The organism is Stenotrophomonas rhizophila (genome assembly GCF_020857975.1).
Classification (GTDB): domain Bacteria; phylum Pseudomonadota; class Gammaproteobacteria; order Xanthomonadales; family Xanthomonadaceae; genus Stenotrophomonas; species Stenotrophomonas rhizophila_C.
The window spans coordinates 1-24,101 of the sequence record NZ_JACWUO010000004.1 but is presented as its reverse complement, the minus strand read 5'-3'; the positions used below and the strand labels follow the sequence as shown (position 1 = coordinate 24,101).

The window sequence follows — 24,101 nt, the reverse complement described above, 5'->3', positions numbered from 1 at the left end:
AACGCCCCGCGTCTTGTCCGGATCAGGACTTCTTGTCGTCCTTGACTTCGGTGAACTCGGCGTCGACCACATCGTCGTGGGCGCCGTTGCCGGCACCAGCGTCGGCGCCCGGGGCGGCACCGCCCTGCTCGGCCGCCGCCGAGGCGGCGAACAGCGCCTGGCCGGCTTCTTCGAGCACCTTCGACTTGGCTTCGATCTGCGCCTTGTCGTCGCTCTTCATCGCCGTTTCCAGGTCGGCCAGCGCCGCTTCCACCTTGCCGATCACATCGCCGCCGACCTTGCTGCCGTGCTCGGTGATCGCGGTACGGGTACCGTGGATCAGCGCGTCGGCCTGGTTGCGGGCCTGGACCAGCTCATGGAACTTCTTGTCTTCTTCACGGTTGGCTTCGGCATCGGCGACCATGCGCGCGATCTCGTCCTCGGACAGGCCCGAACCGGCCTTGATCTCGACCTTCTGTTCCTTGTTGGTCTTCTTGTCCTTGGCCGACACGTGCAGGATGCCGTTGGCGTCGATGTCGAAGGACACTTCCACCTGCGGCATGCCGCGCGGAGACGGTTCGATGCCGGACAGGTCGAACTTGGCCAGCGACTTGTTGAAGCGGGCCTGCTCGCGCTCGCCCTGCAGCACGTGCACGGTCACTGCCGACTGGTTGTCCTCGGCGGTGGAGAACACCTGCGAGGCCTTGGTCGGGATGGTGGTGTTCTTCTCGATGATCTTGGTGAACACACCGCCCATGGTTTCGATGCCCAGCGACAGCGGGGTCACGTCCAGCAGCAGCACGTCCTTGACGTCGCCGCCCAGCACGCCGCCCTGGATCGCCGCGCCCAGCGCCACGGCCTCGTCCGGGTTGACGTCCTTGCGCGGTTCCTTGCCGAAGAACTCGGTCACCGCCTGCTGCACCTTCGGCATGCGGGTCTGGCCACCGACCAGGATCACCTCGCCGATGTCGCTCGAACGCAGGCCGGCATCGTTCAACGCGATGCGGCACGGCTCGATCGACTTCTTGATCAGGTCTTCCACCAGGGCTTCCAGCTTGGCGCGGGTCAGCTTGATGTTCAGGTGCTTCGGGCCGGAGGCGTCGGCGGTGACGTACGGCAGGTTCACTTCGGTCTGCTGACTGGTGGACAGCTCGATCTTGGCGCGCTCGGCGGCGTCCTTCAGGCGCTGCAGGGCGAGCGGATCCTTGCGCAGGTCGATGCCCTGGTCCTTGTTGAACTCGTCGACCAGGTACTCGATGACGCGGTTGTCGAAGTCTTCGCCGCCCAGGAAGGTGTCGCCGTTGGTGGCCAGCACTTCGAACTGCTTCTCACCGTCCACGTTGGCGATCTCGATGATCGACACGTCGAAGGTGCCGCCGCCCAGGTCGTACACCACGATCTTGCGGTCGCGGCCGTCGCCCTTGTCCAGGCCATAGGCCAGGGCCGCGGCGGTCGGCTCGTTGATGATGCGCTTGACTTCCAGGCCGGCGATGCGGCCGGCGTCCTTGGTCGCCTGGCGCTGGCTGTCGTTGAAGTAGGCCGGCACGGTGATCACCGCCTCGGTGACGGTCTCGCCCAGGAAGGCTTCGGCGGTCTTCTTCATCTTCTCCAGCACGCGTGCGGAGATTTCCTGCGGCGCCATCTTCTTGGCGTCGCTGGTCTGCACCCAGGCATCGCCGTTGTCGTGGGCCATGATGCCGTAGGGCACGTGCGCGATGTCCTTCTGGACTTCAGCGTCGGTGAACTTGCGGCCGATCAGGCGCTTGACGGCGTAGAAGGTGTTCTTCGGGTTGGTCACCGCCTGGCGCTTGGCCGAGGCGCCGACCAGCACTTCGCCGTCCTTGGTGTAGGCCACGATGGACGGGGTGGTGCGGTCGCCTTCGGCGTTTTCGATGACGCGGGCCTTGCCGCCGTCCATGATCGCCACACACGAGTTGGTGGTGCCGAGGTCGATACCAATGATCTTGCCCATGAGGGAGACTCCTGAAAGTTCTGGGAACATCCGGCAGTTGCCGGGTTATGAATGGGATGTGTGGGACGCTGCCGGGACTTTCAAGCCATCCCCGGCGTAGAGCCGGGCTCTGCCCGGCCATATTGTTCATCACAGCCGGGCAGAGCCCGGCTCTACTCAATCGCGGGCGACCACGACCAGCGCCGGCCGCAGCAGGCGGTCGTTGAGCAGGTAGCCCTTCTGGAACACCTGGACCACGCTGCCCGGCGCCGCGTCGGGCGCGTCGGCCTGGCTGATGGCCTGGTGGTGTTCGGGGTTGAACGGCTGGCCGGTCGGGTCCAGCAGGGTCAGGCCGTTGTCGGCGGCCACCTTGAGCAGCTGCTTGTAGGTCAGCTCCAGGCCCTCGCGCAGCGGGCTGGGCTCGCTGCCGGCGGCATTGAGCCCGGCGTCGAGGCTGTCGAACACCGGCAGCAGCTCGCCCAGCAGCTTTTCATTGGCGAAACGGCGGGCCTGCTCGACGTCGCGGGCCACGCGCTTGCGCTGGTTGTCCAGGTCGGCGCGCTCGCGCAGCGACTCGGCGCGCAGCAGCGCCAGCTCGTTGTGCAGGCTGTCCAGCTGCTGCTGCAGCGAATCGGCGGCCGGTTCAGCGGCTGCCGGGGTCTGGGGTGCGATATCTGGCTGGTCTTGGTTCATTTCCGGATCCTTGGCGGTGACTCTCCGCCTCCACCCACCCCTATATGGGCGCGGCGGGTGGATTCAAGAGTGCACCGGGCGCTTTAGTCCCGATCGCGGGACAATCCGCCGGCGGCGGGCGAACCCAACGCGGCGCCCAGCACCTGCGCGGTGGCCTCCACCAGCGGAATCATGCGGTCGTAGGCCATCCGCTTGGGGCCGATCACCCCGAGCACGCCCAGCACCTGGCCGTCGGCCGAGTACGGCGCGGTGACCAGCGACACCCCCTCCAGCGGCATCACCCCGGTCTCCTCGCCGATGAAGATGCGCACGCCCGGAGCCTGGATGGTGCGTTCCAGCAGCTGCAGGATCTCGCGCTTGCTGGCGAACACCTCGAACAGCTCGCGCAGCCGCTCCAGGTCGGACAGGTCCTGCACCCCCATCAGCCGGGTCTGCCCGGCCAGCACCATGTCGTCGGCCGGCGGCACCATGGCCTGCTCGGCCAGTTCGATGCTGTGCGCCAGCAGCTGCTCCATCTCCGACTGCGCATCGCGCAGCTCCAGCAGCAGCCGGGCGCGGATCTCGGCCAGCGGCCGGCCGGCGCAGTGCGCGTTGAGGTAATTGGCCACCTGCTCCAGCTCGGCCGGCTCGACGCTGCGGCGTGGCTCGATCACCCGGTTCTGCACTTCATTGTCGGCAAACACCAGGATCGCCAGCACCCGGCGCGCATCCAGCGCCACGAAATCGATATGCCGGAAGGCGAACTGCTCCCGGCGCGGCGCGCTGACCACCCCGACGAAGTGGCTCATCGCCGACAGCAGCTCCGAGGCACTGCCAAGCAGGGCCTGGGTGCCGCTGCCGGTGGCCAGTTCGCTGCGCAGCCGGCTCAGTTCGCCCTCCCCGGGCGGCTGCATCTTGACCAGGCTGTCCACGAACACCCGGTAGCCGTGCGCGGTCGGCACCCGGCCGGCCGAGGTATGCGGCGAACTGAGCAGGCCCAGGTCTTCCAGGTCGCCCAGGATGTTGCGGATGGTGGCCGGGCTGACATCCAGCCCGGCCAGCCGCGCCAGGGTCTGCGAGCCGACCGGCTCGCCGTCCTGGATGTGGCGTGCGATCAGCGTGCGCAGCAGGTGCCGGGCGCGCGGGGCGAGATGTGACGTGGAAGGGTGCATGGAATCAGCCTGTGAGACGCCCACCTAGATAATGGCTGTGCGGGGCGATGGCAAGTCATTGGAGCCGCCCCCCGCCCATGCTAGCGTGCGCGGCTTGGAGACGCCCCTCGTGTACAACCTAGACCATGCTTAGACATCTATCGATCAAGGATTTCGCGGTCGTCCGCGCCACCGAGCTGGAATTCGGCGCCGGCATGACCGTGGTCTCGGGCGAAACCGGCGCCGGCAAGTCGCTGATGGTGGACGCGCTCGGCTTCCTGTCCGGGCTGCGCGCCGACAGCGGCGTGGTCCGCCACGGTGCCGCCCGTGCCGAGCTCTCGGCTGAATTCGCGCCGCCGGCCGATGCCCCCGCCCGCCAATGGCTGCGCGACAACGAGCTGGACGACGAAGAACAGTGCCAGCTGCGCCGGGTGATCCGCGCCGACGGCGGCTCGCGGGCCTTCATCAATGGGCGCCCGGTCACGCTGTCCCAGCTGACCGAGTTGGCCGGCATGCTGGTGGAGATCCACGGCCAGCACGAACAGCAGGCGCTGCTCTCGCGTCCCTCGCAGCTCTCGCTGCTGGACGCCTTCGCCCGCAACGACGCCGAGCGCGCCCAGGTCCGCCAGGCCGCTGCGCGCTGGCAGGCGCTGGTCGACGAAGCGGAGGCATTGTCGCGCCAGGGCGATGTCAGCGACCGAATCGGTTACCTGGAGCACCAGTTGGGCGAACTGCAGCGCGAGGACCTCGAGCCGGCCTCGATCGCCCAGCTGGGCAGCAGCCACCGCCGCCAGGCCCACGCCAGCGCGCTGATCAGCGCCTGCGACGTGGCCGTCGGCCGGCTCAATGGCGATGACGAGGTCTCGGTGCTGCAGCTGCTGCAGCAGACCCGCCATGAACTGTCCCGGGTGGCCGAACACGACACGCGCCTGGGCGAGGTGGACGCGCTGCTGGACAGTGCCGCCATCCAGCTGGACGAGGCGCTGGCGCTGCTGGACCGGGTGCATGACGACCTGGATGCCGACCCGGAGCAGTTCGAGGACATCGAACGCCGGCTGGGCCGCCTGCACGACCTGGCGCGCAAGCACCGGGTGCCGATGGAAGCGCTGGGCGAGCATCGCGATGCGATGGAGGCGGAGGTCGAGCAGTTGCGCGGCGCCGACGAACGCCTGCAGAAGCTGGCCGGCGAGATCGAGCGCGCCGCCGCGCAGTGGCAGGCCGTGGCCGAGGTGCTCAGCGCCAGCCGCCGCACCGCCGCCGCCGCGCTGTCGGACACCACCACCACCCTGATCGGCGAGCTGGGCATGGGCGGCGGCCAGTTCCGCATCGAGATCGAACCGCAGGCGGTGGCCAAGCCGGACCCCAACGGCGCCGAGCGGGTCGAATTCCTGGTCGCCGCCAATGCCGGCCAGCCACCGAGGGCGCTGCGCAAGGTGGCCTCCGGCGGCGAACTGTCGCGTATCTCGCTGGCCATCGAGGTCGCCGCGCTGGGCCTGGATGCGGTGCCGACCATGGTCTTTGACGAAGTGGACTCGGGCATCGGCGGCGCGGTGGCCGACATCGTCGGGCAGAAGCTGCGCGCCCTGGGCGAGAAACGTCAGGTGCTGTGCGTCACCCACCTGCCGCAGGTGGCCTCCAAGGGCCACGCCCATTACCGGGTCAGCAAGGCGCCGGTGGACGGCATGACCCAGAGCGCGGTGGAGAAGCTGGACCCCAAGGCCCGCGAGGAAGAACTGGCGCGCATGCTGGGCGGAGTGGAAGTGAGCAAGGAAGCCCGGGCGGCCGCGCGAAAGCTGCTCCAGGTCTGACGGGTAGTGCCGGCCGCTGGCCGGCTCCTCCGGATGTCGGCCCGCCCCGCCATCACCGGCCGCTGGCCGGCTCCTCTGGATGCCGGCCCGCCCTGCCATCACCGGCCGCTGGCCGGCTCCGCCATCACCCCAACGGCTTGCCCAGGTCCACCCGCTCGACCAGGAAATCCAGCAGCGCGCGCACCCGCAGCGGCAGGTAGCCGCCCTGCCCCTGGAACACCGCGTGCACCTCTTCCAGATCCCCGGGGTTGGCGCTTTCCAGTACCGGCAGCAGGCGACCGGCGGCGACATCGGCCTGCACCTGGAAGGCCGCCAGCCGCGCCAGCCCCACCCCGCCCAGCACCAACCGGCGCAGCGCCTCGCCGTCGCTGGCGCGTGCATTGCCCTGGGTCGGCACCACCTGCCGCGTGCCATCCACCGCCAGCGGCCAGCCGGCCTGGGTGCGTGGGTGGCCGATATCCAGCCGGTTGTGCGCCAGCAGCGCATCGGCGCTGTCGGGCAGTCCGTGCCGGGCCGCATAGGCGGGCGCGGCCACGATCATCATCCGGGTCGCGCCCAGCCGCCGCGCGACCAGGCTGGAATTCTTCAGCGGCCCGGCCCGCACCGCCACATCGGTGCGCTGCTCGAGCAGGTCGATGACCTCGTCGGTGAGCACCAGGTCCACCTCAACCTGCCGATGCCGGTCCAGGAACTCCGGCAGCAACGGCAGCAGGAAATGCTGCCCGAACGGCACGTTGGCGTTCACCCGCAGCCGCCCGCGCGGTGCGGCGTGGGCACTGGCGCAGCGTTCGGCCTCGTTCAGGTCGGCCAGCACCCGCAGCCCCCGCTCGTAGAACGCGCAGCCCTCCTGGGTGAGCTGCAGCTGGCGGGTGGACCGCTGCAGCAGGCGCGTGCCCAACCGCTGCTCCAGCCGCGACACCAGCTTGCTGACCGCCGACGGGCTCAGCTCCAGCGAGCGCGCCGCCGCGGAAAAGCCGCCGGTTTCGATGACCCGCACGAACACTTCCAGCTCCCCGGAACGATTGATATCGGTGCTAGCCATGCGATGAATCCAATTCACAGATGATTGTCCACGGGCAGTCTAGTTCACAACTGCAGGCCGGATCACCATGGCGCTTCCCTGCCCACGGACCACCCCGATGCACACCCTCGCCCGCTTTGCCAGCCTTGCCCTGCTCAGTACCTCGGCCGCCACGGCCGCTTCCCCGCCGGCGCCCTGGGTCGCCAGTTGGCAGGCCAGCCCGCAGCCGGTCTGGGCCGAAACGTTCCTGTTCCCCAGCCTGGTCCCCGCCCACCTGCAGGGCCAGACGTTCCGCCAGACCGCCCGCCTGAGCCTGGGCGGCGAGCGCCTGCGGGTGCGCCTGAGCAACGCCTATGGCCGGCAGCCCCTGCACATCGGCGCGGCCAGCGTGGCCGGGGCGGCCGGCCAGCCGCCGCAGCAGCTCACCTTCGACGGGCAAGCCGCCACCCGCATCGCCCCCGGCCAGGCGCGCCTGAGCGACCCGCTGGCCCTGCCGACCGCCGACCTGCAGGCCGTACAGGTCAGCGTCCATGTTCCCGACCTCACGCCACTGCACACTTTCCACTGGGACGGTCGGCAGACCGCATCGATCGGCGCCGGCAACCAGACCCTGGCCCCGCGGTTCGATGCTGCGGCCACCACCACGGCCCGCCTGTTCGTGTCGGGCATCGAGGTGCAGGGGCGCGCCGGTGCCCGCAGCGTGGTGGTGATCGGCGATTCGATCACCGACGGGGCCACCGCCAGCCTGGACCGCGACCAGCGCTGGACCGACCACCTGGCCGCGCGGCTGGCGCCGCAGGGGGTGGCGGTGGTCAACGCCGGCATTTCCGGCGGTCGCCTGCTGCGCGATGGCATGGGCCAGGCGGCCATCGCACGGTTCGACCGCGACGTACTGGAGCAGCCGGGCGTGGCCAGCGTGATCGTGCTGATCGGCATCAACGACATCGCCTGGCCGGGCACCGCCTTCGCCCGCGATCAGCCGCGCCCGTCGCTGGCCGAGCTGCAGGCCGGCTACCGCCGCCTGGTCGAGCGCGCCCATGCCCGTGGCGTGCGCATCCTTGGCGCCACCCTGCCGCCGTTTGCCGGCGCCCTGCCCGGCACCGCGCTGAACGATTACTACCAGCCCGCCAAGGACGCACTGCGCGGCCAGCTCAACGCCTGGCTGCGCCACGACAGCCCGTTCGATGCGGTCATCGACCTCGATGCGGCTTTGCGCGACCCCGCCGATCCGGGCCGGATGGCCGCCGCGCTGGACTCCGGCGACCACCTGCACCCCGGCGATGCCGGCAACCGGGCCATGGCCGCGGCAGTGGATCTGCAGGCCGTGCTGCCCGGGGCGGTGCCGGCCGCCACGCGCTGACGCCTTCCGGTCATCCCACCTGGTGTCCGGGCATGGCCCGGGCCTACCGCTGTCGAGCGACCATGGCCGGATGCCTTCGCATCCACAAAAAAACCCCCGGGCCAGGACCCGGGGGTTGTTGATCTGCAGCCGGCGTGGCCCAGGCCGGTCCTGCGACCGGCTACGCCCTTACTTGCGTTTCTTGCGCACGTACAGCACCAGCGAATGCTCTTCCAGTTCGTAGCCATGATCGGCGGCGATCTTGCGCTGCAGCTCTTCGATCTCGTGGCTTTCGAACTCGATGATCTTGCCGTTGTCCACATCGACCATATGGTCGTGGTGGCCGCCGCGGTCCAGTTCGTAGACGGCCTGGCCGCCTTCGAAGTTGTGCTTGAGCACCAGGCCAGCCGCCTCGAACTGGGTCAGCACCCGGTACACCGTGGCCAGGCCGATCTCGTCACCGTGCTCGAGCAGCTGGCGGTAGATGTCTTCGGCGGTCATGTGGTGGTGGGCGGTGCGCTGTTCTAGCAGCGCCAGGATCCGCATCCGCGGATGGGTCACCTTCAGGCCGACTTTGCGCAGGTCGTGGGTTTCCATAGTTCTCCGTTCATTGGCGATTTAGCGCCAGCTGCCTCGGATTGGGTCGCGGCGACACGGCGGGAGTGTATCATCGACTGGATTTCCCAAAACGCCATTCCCGATGCGCAATCTCCTGCTGGTCGCCGCCGTTGCCCTGTCCACCACAGGCTGCGGCATCATTTACAAGCAACCCATCTATCAGGGCAACCTGATCCGGGAGCAGGCCGTCGGCCAGCTGCAGGCCGGCCAGAGCAAGCAGCAGGTCAACGCCCTGCTCGGCACGCCGTCGATCCCGGACCCGTTCCACGCCCAGCGCTGGGACTACACCGCCAGCGAGCGGGTCAACCGCCTGGGCAAGACCGAAGTGAAGAACTTCACGGTCTACTTCGAGAACGACCTGGTCACCCGTTGGGAAGGCGAGTACTTCCCGAACCAGGACGCCGAACTTGCCAAGAGCAGCGTGCGCCAGTTCGGCCGCAACCTGGCCAAGGACAAGAAGAAGCGCGGCGGCCGCTGAGGCGGCACGGCCCGGGGTCAGCTGCCGCGGGCGCGCCGGCGGCGGTTGTCCTTGGGGTCGGCCAGCAATGGCCGCAGCAGTTCCACCCGGTCGCCATCGCGCAGCAGTTGGGTAGACGGGGCCAGCACCCCGTGCACGGCCACCGCCGGGCACTGCGCACTGCCCTCGATCGCGGCCGCGGCAATGGCCTGGGCTACCGTGGCACCCGGTGCCAGCGACAGCTGGCGTGACGCCACCCGGTCCGGCCAGGCCAGCAGTACCTCGACCTGGATCACCGCTCAGTCCTGCGCATCGGCGACGCGGACGAAATCATTGACCATGCGGTCGGCCAGGCCCTGGAAACCCACGGCCAGTGCCGGCCCGAGCAGGCGCGAGCTGGGCTCGAATTCCAGGGTCAGGGTGACCTTGCAGGCTTCCTCGGCCAACGCATGGAATTCCCAGCGCCCGTGCAGGCGCTTGAACGGCCCGTCGCGCAGCTGCATATCGATGCTGCTGGGGCGCTGCAAGGTGTTTTCGGTCATGAACCAGGTAGAGAACGCGCCCAGCCCCAGATCCAGGCGCGCCACCAGGCGGTCCTGGCCCGATTCAAGGATCTGCGCGGCCGAGCACCAGCGGAACCGGCGCGGATAGGCGTCAATATCATTGACCAGGTCGAACATGCGGGCAGCCGAATGTTCGACCAGGGCGCTACGGCGGATAGTTGGCATACGGCAGGACTAGTGTGCTGATGAATCGACCGGGGAGGCCCAAATCAGAGACAATACGGAAATGAGCAAGAACAGCGGCAAGGATAAAGCAAAGAACGCGACGGCCAACAAAACCATCGCGCTCAACAAGCGTGCCCGCCACGAGTACCACATCGAGGACCGTTTCGAAGCCGGCCTGGCCCTGCAGGGCTGGGAGGTCAAGTCGATCCGCGCCGGGCGCGGCAACATCGTCGATGCATACGCCTACGTGCGTGATGGCGAGATCTACCTGATCGGTGCGCAGATCACCCCGCTGATCCAGGCCTCCACCCACGTGGTGGCCAACGATCGGCGCGAGCGCAAGCTGCTCCTTCACCGCAGCGAGATCGACAAGCTGATCGGCAGGGTCCAGCGCGACGGCTACACCATCGTGCCCACCGCGATGTACTGGAGCAAGAACAAGATCAAGCTGGAAATCGCGCTGGCCAAGGGCAAGCAGACCCACGACAAGCGCGATGCCGAAAAGGACCGCGACTGGGCCCGCGAAAAGTCGCGCACCATGCGCCGCCACAACCGCGACGCCTGATGCCCGGCAGCACCCCGCCGATCATCGACACCGCCAGCGCCGACGAGGCGGCGGCGGTGTATTCGGGGCTGCAGGCGTTCAATCGCGACGCCTGTGGCGACGCCCTGGACGACCAGCCGGTGAACCGGGTGATCCGCGATGCGCACGGCCGGCCCTGTGCCGGCCTGGTGGCCGATGTCTACGGCGGCTGGCTGATGGTCCACGCCCTGTGGGTGCACCACAGCCAACGCGGCCGCGGTCTGGGCCAGGCGTTGCTGGCCGATGCCGAGCAGCAGGCGCGCACGCTGGGCGCCCATTCGGCCATGCTCGATACGTTTTCCTGGCAGGCCGAGGGCTTCTACCTCAAGCGCGGCTATGCCGTGTTCGGCCGGCTGGAGGAGTTCCCACCCGGCCACCAGCGCCTGTACCTGCGCAAGCGGCTGTAACCGCCCGATCTGGGCCAGCCGGATCGACTACTTGGCACCGCGTTTCGAGCAGTTGCCGGAGGACTGAGCGTGGACCCGGCGCACACGCCGCGCAGACCAACTGCGCCAGCGGCGCCGATCGGTGTCAGAATCCCCGCCTATTAACCGTCTGGAGCGTTGCGTGACACAGGAAATTACCCAGGACACCGCCGCGAGCGCCGATCCGATCGCCGAGCTCCAGGCCGATATCGCTGCCTACGAATCGATCTTCGCCGAACTGACCCGTGCGATGGATCCGGCCGCCCTGCTCAAGGTACTGACCTACCTGGCGCGCAACGCCAAGCGCGATGCTTCGGAAAACCAGACCTTCGACAGCCTTGAACATCGCCGCCTGGTCGCCCGCATCGACGCACTGGCGGTGCAGGTACAGCCCGAGGCACGCAAGCAGGCCATGACCCAGCGCAACGAGCAGAACCACCAGCGCAAGCTGAAGGCCAAGCACCAGGCCGACAGCAAGCGCCAGCGCGAAGGCAGGTAAGCGGTGGGGTGACGCCGGCCTGGAACAGCCGGCGCCTGTAGGTCCGACCCATGGTCGGATGCCCTGCCCTCGCCGGATGCCCTAGGCTGCAGCGACGGTTATCGCCGCCCCTGCGATCACCCAGGCTGAACCCGATATCGCCCCCACGACGCAGGTGACTGTTCAGCTGGATTGGAGTAGCATCAGCCCCGTCAAGTAGCGTCTGGGTCGCCAGACCGCTTGCGGTTCTTGAAGAAACCGGGGGTGCATTGGTTTCGACGGGGGTTGTGAAGTTACTTGGTGCATGCCGAGGGGGCAGCTTTCCTCGTTAATCCAGCAGCAAACTTTTAGTTGCCAACGACGACAACTACGGTTCGAACGACTTCGCAATCGCTGCCTAAAAACAGCTTTAGCGTTTAGTTCTACAGCCGCCTAAGGCGAACCCCCGAACCTACTTGTGCCCGTGCTCGTAGATGTAGGGTCATTATCACGGAACCGGTTGTGATGGCTGCCTGTCAGTCACGACTTAACTAAAGCAGGCTGGTCCTGGGGTGCGCTTTGCACACCGTGCTGCCACAGGATGAGATCCAACGGTGAGCTAAGCATGTAGTACCGGGGATGGAGTGCCTTCGGACGGCGGTTCAATTCCGCCCACCTCCACCAAATCACCGTTTCGACGGTACATCAAAGGCTGGAACCCTCGGGTCCCGGCCTTTTTTGTGCCCCGCTCACGGCAGGGTGAACTTCCGCGCCATGCGTAGCGGCCATACCGAGGTGAACTGCGCGCCGCCGACCAGCCGGTAGGCGGCCGAAACGCTGCGCAGTACACCGAGCCGTTCGAGCACATCCTTGGTGCGCCGGAAGGTCGGACGCGGTTCGGCGGTGAACATGAACAGGTTGATCTCCTTGGCGCTGAGGTCATAGCCGTCCAGCGTCGCCATACTGCCCAGGGCGGTGCTGAGTTCGGCCTCCAGCGTGGTCAGGAACGCCTCGTCGTCCAGCGAGCCGCGCCAGAACTTGATTACAAGCTGGTAATCCATGCGGTGTGCCTGTCGCTCAAGGGGAACTGCCAAGGATACCCTGCCTGGTTCGGCCAGACCGCGGGCGCGCCCACCGACGCGCTCCCTACCCGTCCGCTGCCAGCCGCGCATACACATCGAAGTCGCGCGACTGCCCGGCCACGCGTCGCAGCCGGCGCAGGCGCCCTTCGTAGTCGAATCCGCAACGGCGCAGTACCGCGGCCGACGCCGCGTTGGTGTCCAGCACGCAGGCCTGGATGCGCTGCCAGCCGAAGCTGGAAAAGCCCCAGGCGCAGACCTGCCGGCAAACCGCGCTGGCAATACCGCGCCCCTGGTATTCGGGCACCAGTTCGTAGGCGATTTCAGCACTGCCGTGCTGCGCATGGATGCTGTGGAAGCCGATGCTGCCCACCAGTGCGCCGGCCGCGTCGACGATGGCCAGGCGGATCTGCGTGGTGGGCGCCGGCGCTTCCAATGCGTCGAAGATCGGGGCCAGGTCGGCCACCGATGCCAGCTGCCAGCTGGTGTGCTCGAGCAGGCCGGGCCGCGACAGGCAGCCGAACCAGGCATCGGCATCGTTGCGCAGCAGCGGGCGCAGGCGCACCTCGGCGTGGCCGGACGATGGAGGGGGATGGACGCTCATGCCTGGCAGTTCCCGGGTGGGCAAGAACCGCTATTGAAGACCGGGCCGACGACGCGGCGCAAGCGCTGATGGCGCGATCCGCGCCACGATGCCATTCCTGCGCCTGCTTGCCATGCGTCCGGCCGGGGCGACGGGCGATGACGGTGGCATTACGCGCGCCGGCGCTGAACTGAGGCAGCGGTCAAACTCTGCGCCCACCGACGGCGATCGGCCAACGCCGGCAATTCCGTCGTGCCGTATTCCATGCGACCCTTCGAAAAACACTGTCATGGAATGGAGGGATTCCAATGTTGTCTGGTTTTCGTGGTACCGCGCTGCTAGCGCTGCTGGCCCTGTCGTTGCCGGCAGGCGCGGCGCCGGCCAAGACGTCCACCCCGCTGCGGGTGATGTCCTTCAATGTACGCACGCCGGTGGACACCGAGCCGGGCCGGCGCTGGGAAGACCGCCGCGAGGCGATGGTCTCGCTGCTGCGCGAGCAGCACCCGGCCGTGTTCGGCACCCAGGAACTGGTGGAAAAGCAGGCCGACTACCTGGTCGAGCAGCTGCCCGGCTATCGCTGGTTCGGCCAAGGCCGGCGCGGCGGCAGCGGCGATGAGCACATGGGCGTGTTCTACGACAGCGCGCAGCTGCGCGTGGTCGAGTCCGGCGATTTCTGGCTGTCCGATACGCCGGAGGTGGCCGGCAGCATCACCTGGGGCAACCTGATGCCGCGCATGGTCAGCTGGGCGTTGTTCCAGCGCCAGGCCGATGGTCGGCGTTTCTATCTGTTCAATACCCACCTGCCCTACCGCGAGGAGGACGAGCCGCGCCGCGTGCGGGCGGCCAAGTTGATCGCCGAGCGGCTGGGCAAGCTGCCGGCCGACATCCCGGTCGTGCTCACCGGCGATTTCAATACCGAACCGGGCAGCGACACCTATGCCACCTTCACCGCCGCGCTGGGCGATGCGCGCCGGCTGGCCGGCCAGGTCGATGGCCCGCGGCTGACCTTCCACAACTTCAGCGGTACGCCCACGGTGGAGCTGGACTGGATCCTGGTGCGCGGTTTCACGGTGGACCGTTTCCGCACGCTGGACAACACGCCCGGCGGCGTGCTGCCGTCGGATCATTACCCGGTGCAGGCCGAGCTGCGCTTCCCGGCAGCGGCCACGCGCTGAATCCGGCGGGCGCATCACGCCGCATGGATGCCGGGGGTGCGATACAGCACATCCGCCCCTTCCCTGGAGCCCCGCCATGGCCCACCGCAGCCGGCTTGCCGGATTCATCATCGATTGCCAGGACACCCCCGCCGATGCGGCCGCCGCCTTCTGGTCGGCGGCGCTGGGTTACCGGGCGCAGCCGGCGTATCGCGAGGACGGCGCCGAATATGCCGACCTGGAAGGCGCACCGGCCGGCCTGAACGTGGAAGTGCAGCGCGTGGCGCACGCCTCGCGCGTGGACCTGGATATCGAAAGCGACGATATCGATGCCGAGGCCGACCGGCTGGAGAAGCTGGGCGCGCGCCGGATCGGTTTCGTCAAACGCTGGTGGGTGATGGAAGCGCCCACCGGGCACCGCTTCTGCATCGTGCGCATGCGCGATGAAGACGGGCATGCAGCCGCCAACAGCTGGGAATGACACAGGCCGTCGCGGTTGCGCAATGGATCGACCGACCGCACGGCGCCCGTGCTGATCGCATCTAATAGGTGCGGGCCGCAAGGTAGGCAACCGGCGACGTCGATCAGGCTAGTGCCCTGCACCGGCCATGCCATGCGGGGGCGACACGCGCCCCCGCAGGCTTTTTTACCGAAGCGTCCCGGCAACTGCCGGGGGCGCTGCATCCTGCTGCTGGCCCCAACCGCCCAGCGCCTTGTACACGCCCACCACGCTGACGTTGACCGTGGATTCGGCCGCCGCCAGGGCGTCATCGGCGGCCAGCTGGGTACGCTGGGCGTCGAGCAGGGTCAGGAAGTCCTCCGAGCCTTCGCGGTAGCGGATCTGCGCCAGCTGCTCGGCACGCCGCGCGGCCTGCGCCTGCTCGGCGACGATGCCCAGCCGTGCCTGCTGCTTGGCGTAACGGGTCAGCGCGTTCTCGGTATCTTCCAGCGCCAGCAGCACCGCCTTTTCGTACTCGGCCGCCGCGCCGTCGGCCTGCGCCTTGCTGGCACGCAGGCGCGCCTTGACGGTGCCGAAGTCGAACGCGGCCCAGCTGATCGACGGAGTCACCGACCAGGCCTTGTTGGCACCATTGACCAGGCCGCTGGCATCGCCGGACAGGAAGCCGACGAAACCGGTCAGGCTGATCCGCGGGAACAGGTCGGCGGTGGCCACGCCCACCCGGGCGGTCGCCGCGGCCAGGCGACGTTCGGCACTGCGCACATCGGCGCGCTGGCGCAGCAGGTCGGTGGTGTCGCCCAACGGCAGCTGCTTGGCATAGGCCGGTACTTCACGCGGCTGCAGCAGTGCATCCAGCGCATCCGGACGCTGCCCCAGCAAGACCGCCAGGCGATGCCGCGACTGCACTTCGGCCACTTCCAGCAGCGGGATGTCCGCCTCGATCGCCTTCAGCCGTGCGCGGCTGCTCTGCACGTCCAGTTCGCTGCCGGCACCCAGTTCCCAGCGCGCTTCGGTCAGCCGCTGGGTATCGCGCAGGTTGACCAGGGTGCGCTTGGCCACGTCGATGCGCTTCTGGGTACCGCGCAGTTCGAAGTAGTTGCGCGCCACTTCGGCCGCCACGGTGACCTGTGCATCGGCCAGGTTGTCCTGCTCGGCGCCCAAGTCGGCACGCGCCGCTTCGGCGGCGCGGCGCTGGCGGCCGAACAGGTCCAGCTCCCAGCCGGCATCGAAGCCGAGCTGGTAGGTTTCGCTGAAGATGCGTTCGCCACCGGCGCTGGCATCGGGCTGCTTGCGGCGGTCGTAGCTGCCGCCACTGGTGACGTGCGGCAACTGGTCCAGGCGCTGTTCGACGAACACCGCGCGCGCTTCACGCACGCGGGCCATCGCAATGCGCAGGTCCAGGTTCTCGCCCAGTGCGTCGTGCACCAGCTGTTCCAGCACCGGGTCGTCGAACTGCGCCCACCAGCTGGCCACCGGCGAAGTGGTGCTGAACACCGGCGCGGCGGCGCCCTGCAGGCTCACCGGCTGTGCCGGTGGCGCCTGGTAGTTGGGGCCGACGCTGACGCAGCCGGCCAGCAACGCGCTGGTCACCGCTGCGGTCAACAGGCGGATCACCATGGCAGCACCTCACCCAGGTAGGTGAAGCTGCCGTTGGGGCCGTCGGCACCGATCAGCGCCATGCCGACGCTGGAACGTGCGCCTTCGCTGATTTCGATCTCGCCCTCGCCACCGTTCATGTCGGTCTTCACATAGCCCGGGTGCACGGTGTTGACCTTGGTGGTGCTCTCGCGCAGCTCATAGGCCAGCTGCACGGTCCAGGCGTTCACCGCGCTCTTGGAGGCGTTGTAGGCCGGCACCGCAAAGCCGTAGATCGGCGAACCGGGCTGGCTGTGCAGGGTCAGCGAGCCGAGGATGCTGGACACGTTGACGATGCGGCCGGCCGGCGAGGCGTTGACCAGCGGCAGGAAGGCCTGGGTCACGGCGATCACCGCGAACACGTTGGTGTCGAAGGTGTCGCGCCAGGTCTGCAGGGTCTGCGCCGACGGCGCCAGCTTGATGTCGTCGAGCAGGATGCCGGCGTTGTTGACCAGGATGTCCAGGCGGCCGTGACGCTCGGTCACGGTCTGCACGGCGGCGGCAATGCTGGCCGCATCGCCCACGTCGAGCTGGATCGCCTCGACCGGCAGGCCTTCGGCCTGCAGCTTCAGTGCTTCGGCCACGGCCACATCACGCTTGCGCCCGGCCAGCAGGGTGTGCACGCCGGCCTGGGCCAGCTGGCGCACCGTTTCCAGGCCGATGCCGCGGGTGGCACCGGTGACCAGGGCAATCTTTTGGGTAGCGGTATTCATGTAAAAAACCTCGCGGGGGAAGCGATCAATGGTGGATGGTCGGCTCGCCGTGGGTCACCAGCTGCCCGCCGCCATTACGGCTGACGAACTTGCGCAGGGCCACGTAGAACACCGGGGTCAGGAACAGGCCGAACAGGGTGACGCCCAGCATGCCGGCGAACACCGTGATACCGGTCACCGAGCGGACTTCCGCACCGGCGCCATGCGAGAGCACCAGCGGAATGGTGCCGGCGATGAAGGCGATGGAAGTCATCACGATCGGGCGCAGACGCAGGCGGCAGGCTTCCAGCGCAGCCTCGACGATGCCCTTGCCGCCCATTTCCAGCTCGCGGGCGAACTCGACGATTAGGATCGCGTTCTTGCACGCCAGGCCCATCAGCACCACCAGGCCGACCTGCACGAACACGTTGTTGTCGCCGCCGGTGGCCCACACGCCGAACAGCGCCGACAGCAGAGTCATCGGTACGATCAGGATCACCGCCAGCGGCAGCGACCAGCTTTCATACAGCGCGGCCAGCACCAGGAACGCCAGCAGGATGGCCACCGGGAACACGATGAAGGCGGCCTTGCCCTGGGTGGCCTGCTGGTAGCTCAGGTCGGTCCACTCGGTGGTCATGCCCACCGGCAATACCTTGCCGGCGATGTCGGTCAGCTTGGCCATGGCCTCGGCCGAGGACAGCATGCGCGGATCGGCTTCGCCGGCCAGGTCGGCGGCCGGGTAACCGTTGAAGCGCAGCACCGGGTCCGGGCCGTAGGTTTCCTTCACGGTCACCATCGAGCCGATCGGCACCATCTCGCCGCGGTTGTTGCGGGTACGCAGGCGACTGATGTCTTCCACGCTGTCGCGGAACTGGCCGTCGGCCTGGGCGATCACCTGCCAGGTACGACCGAACTGGTTGAAGTCGTTCACGTACGCCGAACCCAGGTAGGTCTGCAGCGTGTCGAACAACTCGGTCAGTTCCACGCCCTGGGCCTTGGCCTTGACCCGATCCACTTCGGCATCCAGCTGCGGCACGTTGGCCTGGTAGCTGGTGATCGGGAACGCCATGCCCGGGGTCTGCGCGACCGCACCCTGCATCGAGCTCACTGCCGTCTGCAGCGCGCCGTAGCCGAGGTTGCCGCGGTCCTGGATGAACATCTGGTAGCCGTTGCCGTTGCCCAGGCCGAGGATCGGCGGCGGCATCATGGAGAACGCGAAGCCCTCCTGCAGCCCGGCGATCTTGGCGTTGATTTCGGCATTGATCTGCGCAGCGGTACGGCCCTTGCGCTCACTGAACGGCTTGAGCGGAACGAAGGCCACACCGGTGTTGGGCGTGTTGGTGAACTGCAGTGCGTTCAGGCCGGGGAACTGGATCGTGTGCGCCACGCCATCGGTGTTGCGCGCGATCTCGGCGACCTTGGCCAGCATGGCGTCGGTGCGTGCGATCGAAGAGCCTTCCGGCAGCTTCACGCCGGCGATCAGGTACAGCTTGTCCTGGGTCGGGATGAAGCCGGCCGGCACCGCCTTGAACATCAGGCCGGTGGCCAGCAGCAGGCCGGCGTACACCACGAACACCGCGCCACGACGGCCGAGGATCTTCGACACGCCACCTTCGTACTTCTCCGAGCTGGACTTGAAGAAGCGGTTGAACGGACGGAAGATCCAGCCGAACAGCCGATCGATCACGCGGGTCAGGCCATCCTTCGGCGCACCGTGCGGCTTGAGCAGGCGCGCGGCCAGGGCCGGCGACAGGGTCAGCGAGTTGATCGCCGAGATCACCGTCGAGATCGCGATGGTGACGGCGAACTGCTTGTAGAACGCACCGGTCACGCCGGACAGGAACGCCATCGGCACGAACACCGCGCACAGCACCAGCGCGATCGCCACGATCGGCCCGGACACTTCACGCATCGCCTGATGGGCCGCAGCCAGCGGGGTCAGGCCTTCTTCAATGTTGCGCTCGACGTTTTCCACCACCACGATCGCGTCATCGACCACGATGCCGATCGCCAGCACCAGCCCGAACAGGGTCAGGGTGTTGATCGAGAAGCCCAGCACATACAGCGCCGCAAACGTACCGACGATGGACACCGGCACGGCGATCAACGGAATGATCGAGGCGCGCCAGGTCTGCAGGAACAGGATCACCACCAGCACCACCAGCGCGATGGCTTCCAGCAGGGTGGAGACCACGGCCTTGACCGAGTCGCGCACGAAGATGGTGGTGTCGTACACCGCCTCGTACTTCACGCCGGCCGGGAACTGCTTGGTCAGCTCGTCCATGGTGTGGATGACCGAGTCGCGGATTTCCAGCGCGTTGGCGCCCGGGGCCTGGAAGATACCGATACCGACCGCGTTCTTGCCGTCCAGCTGCGAGCGCAGCGTGTAGTCGCCGGCGCCCAGTTCCAGGCGGGCGACATCGGACAGGCGCACCACTTCACCGTCATCACCGGCCTTGAGCACGATGTCGCGGAATTCCTGCTCGCTGCGCAGGCGGCCCTGGGCGTTGATCAGGGTCAGGAAGTCGCTGCTCGGCATCGGCTCGGCGCCGAGCTGGCCGGCCGAAACCTGCACGTTCTGCTCGCGCATCGCACGCACCACGTCGCTGGCGGTCAGGCCGCGCGCGGCGATCTTGTCCGGGTCCAGCCAGGCGCGCATGGCGTAGTCGCCGCCGCCGAACATCTGCGCATCGCCCACGCCCTGCAGGCGCGCCAGGGCATCCTTGACGTGCAGGCGGGCATAGTTGCGCAGGTACAGCGAGTCGTACTTGCCGTCCGGCGAGGTCAGGTGCACCACCATCAGGAAGGTCGGCGACTGCTTCTGGGTGGACACACCCTGGCGGCGCACGTCCTCGGGCAGGCGCGCCTGCGCCTGGGCGACGCGGTTCTGCACCTTGACCGCGGCTTCGTCCGGGTCGGTGCCCGGGCGGAAGGTCACGGTCATCTGCAGCACGCCGTCGGAGCCGGCGACGGACTTGATGTACATCATGTCCTCCACGCCGTTGATCGCCTCTTCCAGTGGCGTGGCCACGGTTTCGGCGATCACCTTGGGGTTGGCGCCGGGGTACACCGTGCGCACTACCACCGACGGCGGCACCACTTCGGGATACTCGCTGATCGGCAGCATGGGGATCGCGATCAGGCCTGCGGCGAAGATCACGATCGACAGCACCGCCGCGAAGATCGGCCTGTCAATGAAAAAACGGGAAAAGTCCATGGGTGGATTCCTGGGTGTTCGCCGACACCGGCGTGCAGGGCCCCTGCCGCTGTCGCAGGCGACAGCGGAGGCAGGCAGCCCCGCACGGGGCGTCAGCGAGGGAAGATCAGTTCAGTGCGGCGGTGGCTTTCGGGGCAACGGTGCCGGCGGCCGGCTGCATCGGGACCACCTTGGCCTGGACCGGCATGCCGGGCATGAAGACTTTCTGCACGCCGTCGATGATCACCCGGTCGCCGGCCTTCAAACCCTGCTCGACGATGCGCAGGCCCTCGGCGTTGCGGCCAAGCTGCACGTCGCGGCGTTCGGCCTTGCCGTCCTTGCCGACCACGTAGACGAACTTGCGGTCCTGGTCGGTCAACACGGCCTTCTCGTCGATCAGCATGGCCTGGAACTGGCCGCTGCCGAGCAGCTGCACGCGTGCGAACAGGCCCGGGGTGAAGGCGCGGTCGGCGTTGTCCAGCAGCGCGCGGACACGGATGGTGCCGGTACTGCGGGTAACCTGGTTGTCCAGGAAGTCGACCTTGCCTTCGTGCGGGAAGCCCGCTTCGCCGGACAGGCCGACCTTCACCGGCAGGTCGCTGTCGCGCTCGCTCGGGCGTTCGCCGTTGCGCGCCATCTGCGCATAGCGCAGGAAGGTGCCTTCGTCGGCATCGAAGTAGACAAACACCTTGTCCAGCGACACCAGCGTGGTCAGCACGCTGGCGCTGTCGCCGGCGGTGACCAGGTTGCCGGCGGTGACCATCGCCCGGCCGGCGCGGCCGCTGATCGGCGCACGTACCTTGGTGAACTCCAGGTTCAGCGCGGCCGCATCCAGCGCGGCCTGCGCAGCCTGCACACCGGCACCGGCCTGGTCGGCCGCGGCGCGGCGCTGCTCCCAGGTTTCGGTGGAGATGGCCTGCTGGTCGGACAGCTTCTTGGCGCGCTCGGACTCGCTGCGCGCCAGCGCGGCCTGGGTGCGGGCGCGGGCCAGCTCGGCGCGGGCGCGGTCGTACTCGGCCTGGTAGCTGCGCGCGTCGATGGTGAACAGCACGTCGCCCTTCTTCACTTCGTCGCCTTCGACGTAGTTGACCTTGTCGATATAGCCGGACACGCGCGGGCGCAGCTCGACGCTCTCCACCGCCTCAACGCGGCCGCTGAAATCGTCCCACTGGCTGACCGGCTTGATCAGCACCGGGGCGGCACTGACCTGCGGCGGCGGCGGCATGCCGGCTTCCTCGGCGTGGCCGCCACTGCAGGCGGCCAGCACGGCGGCGGCGAGGATGGACACGCTGGCCATGGTCAGCCGTCGGGTGAAGCGGTGCGGGGTGGGGTTGTTAGAGGTCATGACATGCATCCATACGGAAGGGGTGGTGAGACGAAAACGAAAGGGGGGGAGGAACCGGGCGCATAGCCTGCGACCTGAACCTTGGTAGAGGTCAAGCAGCGCCGGCGGTATCGCGCGACGTCGGGGGAGGCCAGTCCAGGTGCAGCAGCCCGCGCGGCAGTTCGGCATCGCGCGCGTCGCAGCGCACGATGGCGCGGTTGTCCGTACAGTTGTCCAGCAGCGAAACCACGCGGCGCCCGACCAGCAGCGCGCTGGGCCATTCGATGCAGGCATTGGCCGCATTGGCCGGGGTGCACACCGGGTTGCACACTTCCAGCATCTGCGCGCGCACGCCCAGCGCCTGCGCTTCCTGGTGCAGCACCTGCGCGTACATGCGCGTGGTGGACATGGTGATGGACGACTCGCCGTGGCCGGCCCACGGCTTGTAGCCGGCCGGGCCGCCGACCAGCACGTAACGGCGCGCCTGCTTGCCCGCGCGCAACAACGGCAGCAGATGGCGGCCGGCATGCACGTGCGGCATCACGTCGGCCTGCAGCGCCTGCAGCAGCGCATCGCCGCTGCGGTCGGTGACCCGGCCACGGTTGTACGGCCCGCCCATCGCATCGACCACCGCCGCCAGCGTGCGCCGGCGCAGCAGCAGGCGTTCGGCCACGGTACGCGCCGAACCATCGTCGCCGAGCGAACCGAGCAGGGTTTCCAAGCCCGGCTCATCGGCGAACTGGTCCTGCAGGGCGGCCAGCCGCGCGGGGTCGCGGCCGACCACCAGCACCGGGCTGCCGGCCTCCAGCAGGGCGGCCACGATGCCCTGGCCGACGGCGCCGGTGCCGCCCAGCACCAGTACCTCCGGGGCCAGCATCCCACTCATGGGACTTTCACTCCCGTCGCCGGGATAATCCCAATCCGACCCAGTCGGTCACCATGGCGGGCACCCAGGCGCAGGCTGCCGCCGCGCTGCAGGTTGGCGGGCGGGGTGAACTCACCAAAAGCCTTGTGGGAGAAGCGCGGAGCACGCTTCTCTACGGTCATGGCCAGGTCCAGAGGGGCTTTGCGGCCGCTGAGTACACGGCCAAGAATGTTCCGCAACCACATGGTTGTCGTCCTTCAATTCGGGAATGGCGCCAGATTAGTCCTCAAACTCCCACTTGATTAGTCCTGATTAAGGGGAATAATCGTCCCGTCCCCGGCACAATCTTTCGGGCACCCTACCGCTCCCCCTCCCCCGACATCGGACTCCGTCATGGCCCACGATCTCAACGACACGCTGATCTTCGTCAAAGTGGTCGAGCAAGGCAGCTTCATCGCCGCCGCCAATGCGCTCGGCCTGCCCAAGACCACGGTCAGCCGCAAGGTGCAGGAACTGGAAACCCGGCTTGGCGCCCGCCTGCTGCACCGGACCACCCGCCGGCTGGGCCTGACCGAGGCCGGTTCGGTCTACCACGAGCATTGCCAGCGCATCGCGCGCGAACTGGAAGAAGCCGAAGGCGCGGTCAACCAGTTGCAGTCCGGCCCGCGCGGCTGGCTGCGTTTCACCGTGCCCTATTCGATCGGCATCACCTGGATCGCACCGTTGCTGGGCGAGTTCCATGCGCAGTACCCGGAAATCCAGCTGGACATGCACCTGGGCAACGAGAAGCTGGACCTGATCGCCGGCGAGGCCGACCTGGCCCTGCGCGTGGGCACCCTGCCCGACTCCAACCTGGTGGCGCGCAAGCTGGGCAGCCTGCGTACCCAGGTGTTCGCCAGCCCGGCCTACATCGAACGCTACGGCGAACCGCTGCACCCCGATGAGCTGCAGTTCCACCGCATCCTGGCCATGCGCAAGGCACGCAACCTCAACAACAACCGTTTCTTCTGGCAACTGGGCGAAAATGGCGGCGAGCTGCGCGATTTCCCGGTCAATCCGTTGCTGGTGGCCAACGATCCGTCTGCGTTGAACGGTGCGCTGGTGTGCGGCGAAGGCCTGCTGCTGACCGGCGATGTGATGGCCAAGCCGTTCGTCGAATCGGGCATGGTGCGCCGCGTGCTGGCCGGCTGGACCGGCCCGGAAGTGGATTTCAACGCGGTGTTCGCCGGCGGCCGGCTGGTCTCGCCGAAGGTGCGCGCCTTCGTCGACTTCCTGGTGGCCAAGCTCGACTTCGACGCCAACTACATGCTGGCGCAGTGCCCGAATGCGAAGTTCGCCAAGCAGCAGAGCAGCCAGGCCGAAGCGGAAATGCAGGCCGCCGGCAAGCGGATCCTGGAGACTGTTACCGCGGGTTGAGCGGCGTGCCGACCAACGGTCGACACCTGCCGGAAAGCGGTGGTCGGCCGACAACCAGTACCCACCACAATGCCGCCTGCAAAGGCGGCATTGTGGTGCCGGTGTGCGCGGTAGGTGCCGACCGTTGGTCGGCACGCCGCGCGAACGGGCCGATGCGTTCATGACATACCGGCCAACGGCCGGTACCCACGAGAATGCCGCCTGCAAGGGCGGCATCGTGGCGGCGCGGTAGGTGCCGACCGTTGGTCGGCACGCCGCGCGAATGGGCCGATGCCTTCATGACGTACCGGCCAACGGCCGGTACCCACGAGAATGCCGCCTGCAAGGGCGGCATTCTGCTTCGGCCTGCGGCCGTAGCGTTGCGTCAGTAACGCTGTCGTTTTGGTAGGTGCCGACCGTTGGTCGGCACGCCGCGCGAACGGGCCGATGCGTTCATGACGTACCGGCCAACGGCCGGTACCCACGAGAATGCCGCCTGCAAGGGCGGCATTCTGCTTCGGCCTGCGGC

Annotated in this window: 23 protein-coding genes and 1 other RNA gene; 10 read left to right on the top strand and 14 right to left on the bottom strand. The window is 67.9% G+C overall.

The genetic code is table 11. From position 1 onward, the window contains the following. Positions 1-22 precede the first annotated feature (22 nt). The 3 genes from dnaK to hrcA form a co-directional block, all read right to left on the bottom strand. Entirely contained in the window at positions 23-1,951 is a 1,929-nt protein-coding gene (dnaK, locus tag IC535_RS05225) for a molecular chaperone DnaK (RefSeq protein WP_228885217.1), read from the bottom strand. A 156-nt stretch (positions 1,952-2,107) separates the two neighbouring features. Then, positions 2,108-2,623, bottom strand: coding sequence for a nucleotide exchange factor GrpE (gene grpE / locus IC535_RS05220; RefSeq protein ID WP_228885218.1), 516 nt, complete (start codon positions 2,621-2,623; stop codon positions 2,108-2,110). 83 nt (positions 2,624-2,706) lie between these two features. Continuing rightward, complete coding sequence (gene hrcA / locus IC535_RS05215) at positions 2,707-3,774, bottom strand: heat-inducible transcriptional repressor HrcA (RefSeq protein ID WP_228885219.1); 1,068 nt, start codon at positions 3,772-3,774, stop codon at positions 2,707-2,709. Positions 3,775-3,899: 125 nt separating this feature from the next. Between hrcA and recN the strand changes: the two genes are divergently transcribed. Next, a complete protein-coding gene (gene recN, locus IC535_RS05210) occupies positions 3,900-5,561 on the top strand; it encodes a DNA repair protein RecN (RefSeq protein WP_228885220.1) in 1,662 nt (553 codons plus the stop codon). 124 nt (positions 5,562-5,685) lie between these two features. Here the strand turns inward: recN and IC535_RS05205 are convergent, their stop codons facing one another. Next, complete coding sequence (locus IC535_RS05205; protein ID WP_228885222.1) at positions 5,686-6,603, bottom strand: LysR family transcriptional regulator; 918 nt, start codon at positions 6,601-6,603, stop codon at positions 5,686-5,688. Positions 6,604-6,700: 97 nt separating this feature from the next. Between IC535_RS05205 and IC535_RS05200 the strand changes: the two genes are divergently transcribed. Then, on the top strand, positions 6,701-7,942 hold the full coding sequence (locus IC535_RS05200) for an SGNH/GDSL hydrolase family protein (protein ID WP_228885223.1): 1,242 nt from the start codon (positions 6,701-6,703) through the stop codon (positions 7,940-7,942). A gap of 168 nt (positions 7,943-8,110) precedes the next feature. Here IC535_RS05200 and fur read toward each other — a convergent pair whose 3' ends face one another. After that, on the bottom strand, positions 8,111-8,518 hold the full coding sequence (gene fur / locus IC535_RS05195; protein WP_228885224.1) for a ferric iron uptake transcriptional regulator: 408 nt from the start codon (positions 8,516-8,518) through the stop codon (positions 8,111-8,113). A gap of 103 nt (positions 8,519-8,621) precedes the next feature. Between fur and IC535_RS05190 the strand changes: the two genes are divergently transcribed. Beyond that, positions 8,622-9,017, top strand: coding sequence for an outer membrane protein assembly factor BamE (locus IC535_RS05190; RefSeq protein WP_228885225.1), 396 nt, complete (start codon positions 8,622-8,624; stop codon positions 9,015-9,017). A gap of 17 nt (positions 9,018-9,034) precedes the next feature. Here the strand turns inward: IC535_RS05190 and IC535_RS05185 are convergent, their stop codons facing one another. Both IC535_RS05185 and IC535_RS05180 read right to left on the bottom strand, forming a co-directional pair. Next, on the bottom strand, positions 9,035-9,292 hold the full coding sequence (locus IC535_RS05185) for an RnfH family protein (protein WP_228885226.1): 258 nt from the start codon (positions 9,290-9,292) through the stop codon (positions 9,035-9,037). A gap of 3 nt (positions 9,293-9,295) precedes the next feature. After that, entirely contained in the window at positions 9,296-9,724 is a 429-nt protein-coding gene (locus IC535_RS05180; protein ID WP_228885228.1) for a type II toxin-antitoxin system RatA family toxin, read from the bottom strand. Between the two features lie 61 nt (positions 9,725-9,785). Here IC535_RS05180 and smpB point away from each other — a divergent pair, with 61 nt between their 5' ends. From smpB to ssrA, 4 genes are all read left to right on the top strand, one after another. Further along, a complete protein-coding gene (gene smpB / locus IC535_RS05175) occupies positions 9,786-10,289 on the top strand; it encodes an SsrA-binding protein SmpB (RefSeq protein WP_228885229.1) in 504 nt (167 codons plus the stop codon). After that, positions 10,289-10,714 (top strand): GNAT family N-acetyltransferase, encoded by a 426-nt coding sequence (locus tag IC535_RS05170; RefSeq protein ID WP_228885230.1) that lies wholly within the window; start codon positions 10,289-10,291, stop codon positions 10,712-10,714. Before smpB ends, IC535_RS05170 begins: the two co-directional genes overlap by 1 nt. Before the next feature lie 160 nt (positions 10,715-10,874). Beyond that, positions 10,875-11,231, top strand: coding sequence for a hypothetical protein (locus IC535_RS05165; RefSeq protein ID WP_228885231.1), 357 nt, complete (start codon positions 10,875-10,877; stop codon positions 11,229-11,231). Between the two features lie 239 nt (positions 11,232-11,470). Next, positions 11,471-11,873, top strand: a transfer-messenger RNA (tmRNA) gene (ssrA, locus tag IC535_RS05160). A 65-nt stretch (positions 11,874-11,938) separates the two neighbouring features. Here the strand turns inward: ssrA and IC535_RS05155 are convergent. Next, a complete protein-coding gene (locus tag IC535_RS05155) occupies positions 11,939-12,250 on the bottom strand; it encodes a hypothetical protein (RefSeq protein WP_228885232.1) in 312 nt (103 codons plus the stop codon). A gap of 85 nt (positions 12,251-12,335) precedes the next feature. Then, a complete protein-coding gene (locus IC535_RS05150; RefSeq protein ID WP_228885233.1) occupies positions 12,336-12,872 on the bottom strand; it encodes a GNAT family N-acetyltransferase in 537 nt (178 codons plus the stop codon). Positions 12,873-13,159: 287 nt separating this feature from the next. Here IC535_RS05150 and IC535_RS05145 point away from each other — a divergent pair, with 287 nt between their 5' ends. Together IC535_RS05145 and IC535_RS05140 are read left to right on the top strand one after the other, a co-directional pair. After that, a complete protein-coding gene (locus IC535_RS05145; RefSeq protein WP_228885234.1) occupies positions 13,160-14,026 on the top strand; it encodes an endonuclease/exonuclease/phosphatase family protein in 867 nt (288 codons plus the stop codon). 76 nt (positions 14,027-14,102) lie between these two features. Further along, positions 14,103-14,486, top strand: coding sequence for a VOC family protein (locus IC535_RS05140; RefSeq protein ID WP_228885235.1), 384 nt, complete (start codon positions 14,103-14,105; stop codon positions 14,484-14,486). A gap of 165 nt (positions 14,487-14,651) precedes the next feature. On the opposite strand, the gene IC535_RS05135 is transcribed toward IC535_RS05140, so the two are convergent. The 5 genes from IC535_RS05135 to IC535_RS05115 form a co-directional block, all read right to left on the bottom strand. Further along, positions 14,652-16,082, bottom strand: coding sequence for an efflux transporter outer membrane subunit (locus IC535_RS05135; protein ID WP_228885236.1), 1,431 nt, complete (start codon positions 16,080-16,082; stop codon positions 14,652-14,654). Next, positions 16,076-16,813 carry an SDR family oxidoreductase gene (locus IC535_RS05130; RefSeq protein WP_228885237.1) on the bottom strand — a complete coding sequence of 246 codons (738 nt, stop codon included), beginning with the start codon at positions 16,811-16,813 and terminating at the stop codon, positions 16,076-16,078. Before IC535_RS05130 ends, IC535_RS05135 begins: the two co-directional genes overlap by 7 nt. 25 nt (positions 16,814-16,838) lie before the next feature. Further along, complete coding sequence (locus tag IC535_RS05125; protein WP_228885238.1) at positions 16,839-20,009, bottom strand: efflux RND transporter permease subunit; 3,171 nt, start codon at positions 20,007-20,009, stop codon at positions 16,839-16,841. Between the two features lie 106 nt (positions 20,010-20,115). After that, on the bottom strand, positions 20,116-21,333 hold the full coding sequence (locus IC535_RS05120) for an efflux RND transporter periplasmic adaptor subunit (RefSeq protein WP_228885239.1): 1,218 nt from the start codon (positions 21,331-21,333) through the stop codon (positions 20,116-20,118). Positions 21,334-21,424: 91 nt separating this feature from the next. Then, the gene (locus IC535_RS05115) at positions 21,425-22,198 is read right to left on the bottom strand and encodes an SDR family NAD(P)-dependent oxidoreductase (RefSeq protein WP_228885240.1); all 774 of its coding nucleotides are present in this window, start codon (positions 22,196-22,198) and stop codon (positions 21,425-21,427) included. 372 nt (positions 22,199-22,570) lie between these two features. On the opposite strand from IC535_RS05115, the gene IC535_RS05110 reads away from it, so the two are divergent. Continuing rightward, complete coding sequence (locus IC535_RS05110) at positions 22,571-23,593, top strand: LysR family transcriptional regulator (RefSeq protein WP_228885241.1); 1,023 nt, start codon at positions 22,571-22,573, stop codon at positions 23,591-23,593. The last annotated feature ends 508 nt before the right edge of the window (positions 23,594-24,101 follow it).

What these genes read in the sequence shown, in the direction of transcription:
- dnaK (WP_228885217.1), bottom strand. Translation starts at nt 1,951, where the DNA reads ATGGGCAAGATCATTGGTATCGACCTCGGCACCACCAACTCGTGTGTG.
- IC535_RS05180 (WP_228885228.1), bottom strand. Translation starts at nt 9,724, where the DNA reads ATGCCAACTATCCGCCGTAGCGCCCTGGTCGAACATTCGGCTGCCCGC.
- IC535_RS05200 (WP_228885223.1), top strand. Translation starts at nt 6,701, where the DNA reads ATGCACACCCTCGCCCGCTTTGCCAGCCTTGCCCTGCTCAGTACCTCG.
- IC535_RS05190 (WP_228885225.1), top strand. Translation starts at nt 8,622, where the DNA reads ATGCGCAATCTCCTGCTGGTCGCCGCCGTTGCCCTGTCCACCACAGGC.
- IC535_RS05115 (WP_228885240.1), bottom strand. Translation starts at nt 22,198, where the DNA reads ATGAGTGGGATGCTGGCCCCGGAGGTACTGGTGCTGGGCGGCACCGGC.
- IC535_RS05130 (WP_228885237.1), bottom strand. Translation starts at nt 16,813, where the DNA reads ATGAATACCGCTACCCAAAAGATTGCCCTGGTCACCGGTGCCACCCGC.
- recN (WP_228885220.1), top strand. Translation starts at nt 3,900, where the DNA reads ATGCTTAGACATCTATCGATCAAGGATTTCGCGGTCGTCCGCGCCACC.
- IC535_RS05110 (WP_228885241.1), top strand. Translation starts at nt 22,571, where the DNA reads ATGGCCCACGATCTCAACGACACGCTGATCTTCGTCAAAGTGGTCGAG.
- IC535_RS05125 (WP_228885238.1), bottom strand. Translation starts at nt 20,009, where the DNA reads ATGGACTTTTCCCGTTTTTTCATTGACAGGCCGATCTTCGCGGCGGTG.
- IC535_RS05170 (WP_228885230.1), top strand. Translation starts at nt 10,289, where the DNA reads ATGCCCGGCAGCACCCCGCCGATCATCGACACCGCCAGCGCCGACGAG.
- grpE (WP_228885218.1), bottom strand. Translation starts at nt 2,623, where the DNA reads ATGAACCAAGACCAGCCAGATATCGCACCCCAGACCCCGGCAGCCGCT.
- IC535_RS05135 (WP_228885236.1), bottom strand. Translation starts at nt 16,082, where the DNA reads ATGGTGATCCGCCTGTTGACCGCAGCGGTGACCAGCGCGTTGCTGGCC.
- IC535_RS05145 (WP_228885234.1), top strand. Translation starts at nt 13,160, where the DNA reads ATGTTGTCTGGTTTTCGTGGTACCGCGCTGCTAGCGCTGCTGGCCCTG.
- fur (WP_228885224.1), bottom strand. Translation starts at nt 8,518, where the DNA reads ATGGAAACCCACGACCTGCGCAAAGTCGGCCTGAAGGTGACCCATCCG.
- IC535_RS05155 (WP_228885232.1), bottom strand. Translation starts at nt 12,250, where the DNA reads ATGGATTACCAGCTTGTAATCAAGTTCTGGCGCGGCTCGCTGGACGAC.
- IC535_RS05205 (WP_228885222.1), bottom strand. Translation starts at nt 6,603, where the DNA reads ATGGCTAGCACCGATATCAATCGTTCCGGGGAGCTGGAAGTGTTCGTG.
- hrcA (WP_228885219.1), bottom strand. Translation starts at nt 3,774, where the DNA reads ATGCACCCTTCCACGTCACATCTCGCCCCGCGCGCCCGGCACCTGCTG.
- IC535_RS05150 (WP_228885233.1), bottom strand. Translation starts at nt 12,872, where the DNA reads ATGAGCGTCCATCCCCCTCCATCGTCCGGCCACGCCGAGGTGCGCCTG.
- smpB (WP_228885229.1), top strand. Translation starts at nt 9,786, where the DNA reads ATGAGCAAGAACAGCGGCAAGGATAAAGCAAAGAACGCGACGGCCAAC.
- IC535_RS05140 (WP_228885235.1), top strand. Translation starts at nt 14,103, where the DNA reads ATGGCCCACCGCAGCCGGCTTGCCGGATTCATCATCGATTGCCAGGAC.
- IC535_RS05120 (WP_228885239.1), bottom strand. Translation starts at nt 21,333, where the DNA reads ATGACCTCTAACAACCCCACCCCGCACCGCTTCACCCGACGGCTGACC.